The sequence below is a fragment of the Stenotrophomonas sp. STEN083 genome, assembly GCF_056759195.1.
Window position 1 is genome coordinate 37,862 of sequence record NZ_JBRRCU010000031.1, and the last position, 8,750, is coordinate 46,611.

Annotated in this window: 10 protein-coding genes and 1 tRNA gene; all 11 read right to left on the reverse strand. The window is 62.4% G+C overall.

From position 1 onward, the window contains the following. Nucleotides 1-2: 2 nt before the first annotated feature. Nucleotides 3-530, reverse strand: a complete 528-nt coding sequence (gene nuoE / locus ACVOK8_RS11015) for an NADH-quinone oxidoreductase subunit NuoE (protein ID WP_282268404.1) — start codon at nucleotides 528-530, stop codon at nucleotides 3-5. Nucleotides 531-621: 91 nt separating this feature from the next. Next, nucleotides 622-1,851: an NADH-quinone oxidoreductase subunit D gene (locus ACVOK8_RS11020; RefSeq protein WP_481536345.1), complete on the reverse strand. Its 1,230-nt coding sequence runs from the start codon at nucleotides 1,849-1,851 to the stop codon at nucleotides 622-624. 89 nt (nucleotides 1,852-1,940) lie between these two features. Next, nucleotides 1,941-2,693: an NADH-quinone oxidoreductase subunit C gene (locus ACVOK8_RS11025; RefSeq protein ID WP_481544931.1), complete on the reverse strand. Its 753-nt coding sequence runs from the start codon at nucleotides 2,691-2,693 to the stop codon at nucleotides 1,941-1,943. 32 nt (nucleotides 2,694-2,725) lie between these two features. Then, nucleotides 2,726-3,280: a NuoB/complex I 20 kDa subunit family protein gene (locus tag ACVOK8_RS11030; protein ID WP_017354657.1), complete on the reverse strand. Its 555-nt coding sequence runs from the start codon at nucleotides 3,278-3,280 to the stop codon at nucleotides 2,726-2,728. Then, nucleotides 3,271-3,627 carry an NADH-quinone oxidoreductase subunit A gene (locus tag ACVOK8_RS11035; protein WP_282268401.1) on the reverse strand — a complete coding sequence of 119 codons (357 nt, stop codon included), beginning with the start codon at nucleotides 3,625-3,627 and terminating at the stop codon, nucleotides 3,271-3,273. Before ACVOK8_RS11035 ends, ACVOK8_RS11030 begins: the two co-directional genes overlap by 10 nt. Before the next feature lie 112 nt (nucleotides 3,628-3,739). Next, nucleotides 3,740-3,824: transfer RNA gene (locus ACVOK8_RS11040), tRNA-Leu, on the reverse strand. Nucleotides 3,825-3,872: 48 nt separating this feature from the next. Beyond that, nucleotides 3,873-4,319, reverse strand: coding sequence for a preprotein translocase subunit SecG (gene secG, locus ACVOK8_RS11045; RefSeq protein WP_481566840.1), 447 nt, complete (start codon nucleotides 4,317-4,319; stop codon nucleotides 3,873-3,875). A gap of 29 nt (nucleotides 4,320-4,348) precedes the next feature. Next, nucleotides 4,349-5,104 carry a triose-phosphate isomerase gene (gene tpiA / locus ACVOK8_RS11050; protein WP_481566841.1) on the reverse strand — a complete coding sequence of 252 codons (756 nt, stop codon included), beginning with the start codon at nucleotides 5,102-5,104 and terminating at the stop codon, nucleotides 4,349-4,351. Between the two features lie 156 nt (nucleotides 5,105-5,260). Next, nucleotides 5,261-6,199, reverse strand: coding sequence for an isopenicillin N synthase family dioxygenase (locus ACVOK8_RS11055; protein WP_481566842.1), 939 nt, complete (start codon nucleotides 6,197-6,199; stop codon nucleotides 5,261-5,263). Between the two features lie 73 nt (nucleotides 6,200-6,272). Beyond that, the gene (gene glmM, locus ACVOK8_RS11060; RefSeq protein WP_481566843.1) at nucleotides 6,273-7,631 is read right to left on the reverse strand and encodes a phosphoglucosamine mutase; all 1,359 of its coding nucleotides are present in this window, start codon (nucleotides 7,629-7,631) and stop codon (nucleotides 6,273-6,275) included. After that, nucleotides 7,631-8,512 (reverse strand): acetyl-CoA carboxylase, carboxyltransferase subunit beta, encoded by an 882-nt coding sequence (gene accD / locus ACVOK8_RS11065; RefSeq protein WP_481566844.1) that lies wholly within the window; start codon nucleotides 8,510-8,512, stop codon nucleotides 7,631-7,633. Before accD ends, glmM begins: the two co-directional genes overlap by 1 nt. Between the last annotated feature and the right edge of the window lie 238 nt (nucleotides 8,513-8,750).

Consider the following 8,750-nt stretch of genomic DNA (forward strand, 5'->3'; position numbering starts at 1 on the left):
CCTTACTCCAGCCCGTCCAGCAGCGCGTCGACCTGGTCCAGCGTCAGGCGCTCGTGGTAATGGCCGTTGATGACCATCATCGGTGCGCCAGCGCAACCAGCCAGGCACTCTTCCTCTTTCTTGAGGTAGACGCGGCCGTCGGCGGTCGATTCACCGTGTTTGATGCCCAGCTTCTTCTCGCAGTGGCGGACGATGTCGTCGGCGCCATTGAGCCAGCAGCTGACGTTGGTGCAGATGGCGACGTTGTTGCGGCCAACCTTCTCGGTCTCGAACATCGAGTAGAAGGTTGCAACTTCGTACGCCCACACGAACGGCAGATCCAGGTACTTGGCCACGCCGGCGATCAACTCGTCGCTCAGCCAACCCTGGTTCTGCTCCTGTGCGGCATGCAGGCCCTGCAGCACCGCCGAACGCTTGCGGTCCGGCGGGAACTTGGACAGCCAGTGATCGATGTGAGCGCGCGTCTTGTCGCTCAGCACCACCATCGGGTCGACGTTGCGCGCCGCCTCGAAATTACCCGTCGCCTTCATAGGCCGACCTCAACGAATACCAAAAGCTGAAAAACCGATGCCTGCGGCGGCAGGGCCGCGCAGGCAACGGACGATGTGTGATCCGCCGGCATTACCGGTCAACCTCGCCGAACACGAGGTCGTAGGTGCCGATCATCGCCACCACGTCGGCCAGCATGTGGCCGCGCACGACCGAGTCGATCGAGGACAAATGAGCGAAGCCCGGCGCGCGCAGATGGGCGCGGAACGGCTTGTTGGCACCGTCGGAAACCAAGTAGCAGCCAAACTCGCCCTTGGGCGCTTCAACCGCCGCATAGGTTTCGCCGGCCGGCACGCAGTAGCCTTCACTGAACAGCTTGAAGTGATGGATCAGCGCTTCCATGTCGTCCTTCATCTCGGCGCGAGCCGGCGGGGCGACCTTGAAGTTCTTGACCATCACCGGACCCGGGTTGGCCTTCAGCCAAGCCACGCACTGCTTGATGATGCGGTTGGATTCGCGCATCTCGGCAATACGCACCAGGTAACGGTCGTAGCAGTCGCCCTTGGTGCCCAACGGCAGGTCGAAATCGACCGCGTCGTACTTGGCGTAGGGCTGCTTCTTGCGAAGATCCCAGGCAATACCCGAACCGCGCAGCATCACGCCGGTCATGCCCCAAGCCATTGCATGCTCCGGGGTGATCACGCCGATACCAACGGTCCGCTGCTTCCAGATACGGTTGTCGGTCAGCAGGGTTTCGTATTCGTCAACGCGACCCGGGAACTCCTTGGTGAAGTTCTCCAGGAAGTCGAGCAGCGAGCCCTCGCGCGAAGCGTTCAGACGCTTCAGCGCATTGCCCTTGTGCCAACGCGATTCCTTGTACTTCGGCATGGTGTCCGGCAGATCGCGGTACACGCCGCCCGGACGGTAGTACGCCGCGTGCATGCGCGCGCCGGAGACTGCTTCGTAGCAGTCCATCAGCTCTTCGCGCTCACGGAAGGCGTACAGCATCACCGCCATCGCGCCCAGATCGAGCGCGTTGGAGCCCAGCCACATCAAGTGGTTCAGGACGCGGGTGACTTCGTCGAACATGGTACGGATGTACTGCGCACGCTCCGGCACTTCGATACCCACCAGGGTTTCGATGGCGCGGACATAGGCGTGCTCGTTGCACATCATCGAGCAGTAATCCAGTCGATCCATGTAACCGATCGACTGGTTGAACGGCTTGGACTCGGCCAGCTTCTCGGTCGCGCGGTGCAGCAGGCCGATATGCGGATCGGCGCGCATGATGGTCTCGCCGTCCATTTCCAGGATCAAGCGCAACACACCATGTGCGGCCGGATGCTGCGGGCCGAAGTTCATGGTGTAGTTGCGGATCTCCTGCTTGGCTTCAGCAGGATTGCTCGCAAAGGCCTGCGAGGCCTGGTGGAATTCCTTCTTTACGTCCGCACTCACTTGCTTGCCTCCGTCTGCGCGCGCTCGCCTTCAGCAGTCTGGAAGCGGGCATCGTCGCGGATAACACGCGGCACGCCTACGCGCGGCTCGACCGAAGTCACCGGCTCGTAGACCACACGCTTCTTTTCTTCGTCGTAACGCACTTCGACGTTGCCGATCAGCGGGAAATCCTTGCGGAACGGATGGCCCACGAAACCGTAGTCGGTCAGGATGCGACGCAGGTCCGGGTGACCTTCGAAGATCACGCCGTACAGGTCGAACGCTTCGCGCTCGAACCAGTTCAGGCCCGGATGAATATCGGTCAGCGAGGCCACCACCGGCAGCGACTCACTCGGCGCGTAGCAACGGATGCGCAGCAGCTGGTTGTGCTGGTAGGAGCGCAGCTGGCAGACCACCGCGAAACGCTGCTTGGGCAGTGCGTCCGGCTGGGCCCCTTCGGCGGTTTCGTGGCTGGGGAATTCACCCCAGGCGAAACGGCCTGCGCCACTGCCTTCAACGCCACGGCTGAAGCCGTGCGAGGAAACGTCCGAGGTATCCCACTCGTCGCTGCCGTAGCCAAGGTAGTCGACGCCGCACAGATCAGTGGCGTGCTCGAAGCCGAACTCGTCACGCAGCGCCAGAGCGGTTGCGTGCCAATCGGCAACAGCCACTTCCAGCGTTACTTCGCCGCGCGGTTCGACCACCACAACCTGCGCACCGGCAAAGCGGGCGCGAAGTTTATCGATGAGAGAAGGTGCTTGCTGGGCCATGGGGGCTGGCGTGCTCTTGATTTGAAAAGGGGTCAGCGTGCGATGGTCTGGGTTCGCCAGATCTTCTTCTGCAGCTGCAAAATGCCGTACACCAGCGCTTCGGCGGTCGGCGGGCAACCCGGGACGTAGACGTCCACCGGCACCACGCGATCACAACCGCGCACCACTGCGTAGGAGTAATGGTAGTAACCGCCGCCATTGGCGCAGCTACCCATCGAGATGACCCACTTCGGGTCCGGCATCTGGTCGTAGACCTTGCGCAGCGCCGGGGCCATCTTGTTGACCAGGGTGCCTGCAACGATCATCACGTCGGACTGTCGCGGCGAGGGACGGAACACCACGCCATAACGATCAAGGTCCAGACGCGCCGCACCAGCGTGCATCATTTCCACCGCGCAGCAGGCCAGACCGAAGGTCATTGGCCACATCGAGCCGGTACGTGCCCAGTTCAACAGCGCATCAACGCTGGTGGTCACATAGCCCTTCTCGAGCAGGGGGTTATCGCCTTCAGGCCGCAGAATGTCATCAACCCGCCCTTCCGGGACGGGGTTGTTCATCAGGCCGTCGAGAGTTTGGATCACTCCCATTCCAGCGCTCCCTTCTTCCACACGTAGATAAAGCCGAGGAACAGCATGCCCACGAACAAGCCCATGGTGACCAGCGAACGGGCGCCGAGCTCCATGAACACCTGGGTCCAGGGCACAATAAAGATGATTTCCAGGTCAAAGACGATGAACTGGATGGCGATCAAGTAGTAACGCACGTCGAACTTCATGCGCGCGTTTTCGAACGCCTCGAAGCCACACTCGTAGGCGGAGAGTTTCTCGGTGTCCGGCGAACGCGGAGCGAGGAACCGACCGATCAACATCAGCGCAACGCCAATGCCGGTGGCGACGATCAGAAACAGCAGAGACGGCAAATATTCGGCCAGCACAGCGATTCTCTCTTGCCTCTGCCCGGGACACCTGCAGGTGCCAAGGCATGGGGGATGAACGGGACTTGCCACGACGGGAAGCTGCTGCAACCCGTGTACCCGCATAAAACAATGGTGCCCAAGAGGGGACTCGAACCCCTACGACCTAAGTCGCTACCACCTCAAGGTAGTGCGTCTACCAATTCCGCCACCTGGGCTTACGTCAGCGCAGCTGCTTCGCAGTGCGCCGCGTATTGTAACCGTCTTCAGTCTTTCTGTGCGGGTTCAGCGGGCTTTTCTTCACTCTTGGCAGGAATATTTTCCGCCGGAGCCGTTGCCTGCGGCACTTCACCCACCGCCGCGGCAGCCGGAGCCGCCGGAACGGCCTGCAACTCACCTGCCGGCGCCGCCGGCGCAGCAGCCGGAGCCGCCGTTTCGACCGTACTCATCAGGCCCACGCCCTGGTCCGTCGGACGCGAACCATGGCTGGCATACCACGCCATGAACAAGCTGATGCCGAAAAACACCACGGCCAGCCACTTGGTGCTCTTGGACAGGAAGTTGGACGCACCACGCGCACCGAACACCGTACCCGACGCACCGGCACCAAAACCCGAACCAGCGGCGGCACCCGAGCCACGCTGCATCAGGATCAGCGCGATCATCGCGAGCGCCACCAGCACATAGACCACATTGAGGATCAACATCAGCATTTTAGAAATCCGTCCCGGACAATTACCCGTTAGCGACTGGCGGCCGCCCTCGCGATGGCCAGAAAATCAGCCGCCACCAGCGAAGCGCCACCTACCAGCCCGCCATCGACGTCAGGCTGTGAAAACAGCTCTGCTGCGTTGTCGGGCTTGACGCTGCCGCCATAAAGGATCGACAACGAATCGGCAATTCTAGCATCGCGCTCGGCGACTACGCCACGAATGAACGCATGCACGGCCTGCGCCTGCTCCGGCGAGGCGGTACGGCCAGTGCCAATTGCCCAGATCGGCTCATACGCCACCACGGCCTTGGCGAAGGCTTGGACCCCAGCCAGATCCAACACCGGCGCCAGCTGCGAGGCAATCACCGCCTCGGTCTGCGCAGCTTCACGCTGCTCCAGCGTCTCACCAACACATAAGACCGGGATGAGGCCCGCATGGATCGCGGCAACAAACTTGCGCGCCACCAGCTCACTGCTTTCGTTGTGGTACTGGCGGCGCTCGGAGTGACCGACCAAACCATGAGTGGCGCCAACGTCCACCAGCATGCTGGCCGAAACCTCGCCGGTATAGGCGCCCTTTTCGTTGCTGCTCACATCCTGCGACCCGAACAGCAGCTCCGCGCCCTCGAAATCCTCGACCAGATCGCCCAGGTACGGCAGCGGCGGCAGGATCAGCAGGCTCACGCCAGGCAGCGGCAGGCCAGCAGCCACCTGCCCGACCAGATCGGTGGCGAATTGACGGCTGCCATGCAGCTTCCAGTTACCAGCAACGATTTTTTGGCGCATTCAGGCATAACTCCCCGGTAAAAAGTATCGGCAAAGGATAGCCGATATGCGGACATCGGCAGGACAACCTGCGGACAACGGAAGACAAGACGCAAAAACGCCGCCGGGCCAGGGCCGCGGCGGCGCGATAGGACAGCTGGCGAAACCAGCGCCGGCTTACTTCAGCTTGATTTCGCGCAGGCGCTCTTCCAGGAAGCCATGGGCGGTGATCGCCTCCGGATAGCGGCTCGGATTCTCCGCGGTGATGCACGAAGGCAGCACGTCGATCAGGAAGTCCGGGTTCGGGTGCAGGAAAAACGGCACCGAATAGCGCGGCTTGCGTGCCAGTTCACCCGGGGGATTGACCACGCGGTGGATGGTGGACGGGTAAACATGGTTGGTCAGGCGCTGCAGCATGTCGCCGATGTTGACCACGATGGTGTCGGCGTCGGAGGTGAACGGCACCCACTCACCCTCATGCGACTGCACTTCCAGGCCGGCCGCACTGGCACCGACCAGCAAGGTGATGAAGTTGATGTCGCCATGTGCGCCAGCGCGCACGTTGGGGATGTCATCGGTGGTGATCGGCGGATAGTGGATCGGGCGCAGGATCGAGTTGCCGTTGTTGGTCTTGTCGGCAAAATAGGTCTCGGGTAGGCCGATATGCAGGGCCAGCGCCGACAGCACGCGTGAGCCCAGCTGATCGAGCTTCTGGTACAGGCCATAACCATGCTCCTTGAAGCCCGGCACTTCGCTCGGCCACAAGTTCGGCGGCATCACCTCCCGGTACTTGGAGTCATCGGCGATCTCGCGACCGATATGCCAGAACTCCTTCAGGTCGAAATGCTTGGAGCCCTTGGCGGTTTCCACGCCGAATTGGGTATAGCCACGCGCACCGCCGCCGCCAGCGATGTGGTATTGCTTCTTCACATCTTCAGGCAGCGCGAAGAATGCCTTGAACACGTCATACGCGGCGTCGATGTCCGCCTGCGGAATGCCGTGATTGCGAATACCCGCAAAACCCCACTCACGATACGCCGCGCCAAGTTCGGCCACGAAGGCGTCACGGTCAGTATCGAAACGGGTGATATCGAGGGTGGGAATACGGGAACTCATACAAAACTCCAAAGAAGGGAACGGGACGCCGGCTATTGAAACCGACGTCCCGGCGACACCACTATGATCCAGCTCAAACCTGTGCGGTAGCCGAACGAACCGCGTCGGCCAGCGCCTCAAGGGTGGCAGTCATCAGCCCGGCCTCATCGGCCTCGACCGTGACCCGGACCACCGGCTCGGTACCCGACGGCCGCAGGAATGCCCTGCCCCGCCCAGCAACTGCTGCCTGTGCGGTTGCAAGCGCAGCCTGTACAGGGGCACTGGCAACGACTTCACGCGCACCACTTTCCAGGCGCACATTGATCGTCTTCTGCGGCACCATCACCAGCCCCTGCAGGGCCTGGTGCAGATTCACACCAGCATCGCCGAGCACTTCCAGCACCTGCAATGCACTGACGATGGCATCACCGGTGGTGGCACGATCCAGGCACAGGATATGACCAGAGGCTTCACCGCCCAGCACGCCATTGCCCTCGACCAGCGCCTTGTGCACATAACGGTCGCCGACATTGGCGCGGACGAACGGGATGCCCAGGCGCTCCAGCGCCTGCTCCAACCCGTAATTGGTCATCAGCGTGCCAACCGCCGGACCACGCAAGCGGCCATTGGCCTGCCACGCCTTGGCCAGCACGTACAGCAAGCCGTCGCCATCCACCGCTGCGCCGGTGTGGTCGACCATCAGCACACGATCACCATCACCGTCGAAGGCAATACCGATATCGGCGCCAACCTCGGTCACCTTACGTGCCAGATTGTCGATATGGGTCGAGCCCACACCGTCGTTGATATTGACGCCGTTGGGCTCGGCACCGATCGCGGTCACCTCGGCACCCAGCTCGCGGAACAGCAGCGGCGCCACGTGATAGGTAGCACCGTGGGCGCAATCGAGCACGACTTTGAGCCCGCGCAGATAGAAATTACGCGGCACGCTGGCCTTGCAGAACTCGATATAACGACCGACCGCATCGCGCGCGCGGACCGCCTTGCCGAGCTGCTCGGACTCCACCGTCGAGAACGGCTGATCCATCGCCGCTTCCAGCGCCAGCTCGGTGGCGTCATCGAGCTTCTCACCTTCGGCCGAGAAGAACTTGATGCCGTTGTCATAGTGTGGATTGTGCGAGGCACTGATCACGATGCCGGCATCGGCACCCAGCGTTTGCGCCAGGAACGCCACCGCCGGGGTCGGCATCGGCCCAATCAGCTGCACGTTGGCGCCTGCAGCGACCAGGCCCGCCTCCAACGCCGACTCAAACATATAGCCGGAGATGCGCGTGTCCTTGCCGATCACCACGGTCGGCTGTGCACCGCCGCTACGCGCTACCAGTACGCGGCCCAATGCGTTACCAACCCGCAGTACAAAATCAGCGGAAATGACACCCTTGCCGACCCGGCCACGGATGCCGTCGGTACCAAAATACTTGCGCGTACCCATCAGGCTGCTACTTCCTCATGCTGCGGCTGACGGCCCAACATGGCCAGCAGATCGGCCAGGCGGTCACGCATTTCACGGCGGTCGCAAATTTGATCGATGGCACCATGCTCGAGCAGGAACTCCGAGCGCTGGAAGCCTTCCGGCAGCTTCTCGCGCACGGTCTGCTCGATCACGCGCGGGCCGGCAAAGCCGATCAGCGCCTGCGGTTCCGCAATGTTGATATCACCAAGCATCGCGAATGAGGCTGACACGCCACCAGTGGTGGGATGGGTCAGCACCGAGATGTAGGGCAGACCGGCTTCGCGCAGCTTGGCCAGCGCGGCCGAGGTCTTGGCCATCTGCATCAGCGAGAACAGGCCTTCCTGCATGCGTGCGCCACCGGAGGCGGAGAAGCACACATAGGGGCAGCCGATTTCCAGCGCCGTCTCAGCCGCCAGCGTGAAACGCTCACCGACCACCGAACCCATCGAACCACCCATGAAGGCGAAATCGAACGAAGAGGCCACCAGCGGGCGGCCCTTCAGCAGGCCACGCATTGCAACCAGCGCGTCGTACTCGCCAGTGTTCTTCTGGCTGGCCTTGATGCGTTCGACGTACTTCTTCTGGTCCTTGAACTTGAGCACGTCGGTCGGCCCAAGGCGGGCGGCGATCTCGCTGGTGCTGTCGGCATCAAACAACGAGGCCAGGCGCGCGCGCGCGCGGATGGCCATGTGGTGCCCACACTTCGGGCAGACCTCAAGGTTTTCTTCCAGCTCCGGGCGGTACAGGGCCGCGCCGCAGCTACTGCATTTTTCCCACAGCCCCTCAGGGACGCTGCGTTTTTTGGAGGGCGTGTTGTCGGTACGGATGCCGGACGGCATCAACTTGCTGAGCCAACTCATGCGGGATGACAATTCCGTTCAGGGTGGCCTTGCGGCCACGACAGGGCCCACAGTCTAGCTCACCACTGCGACCAAAGTTGCAGCACTGGCTCTGGCGCAATCCCTACTGGTACGTATGTTTGGCGAGGTTGTAGTGCCCGCCCCAACACCGCAACCCGGTGTTCCGGCGACGCCCCCGCCCCCCCCGGGCGCGGCCCCGACAGGGGCGCCCAGCACTCAGCCACCCGCAGGCGCCCCG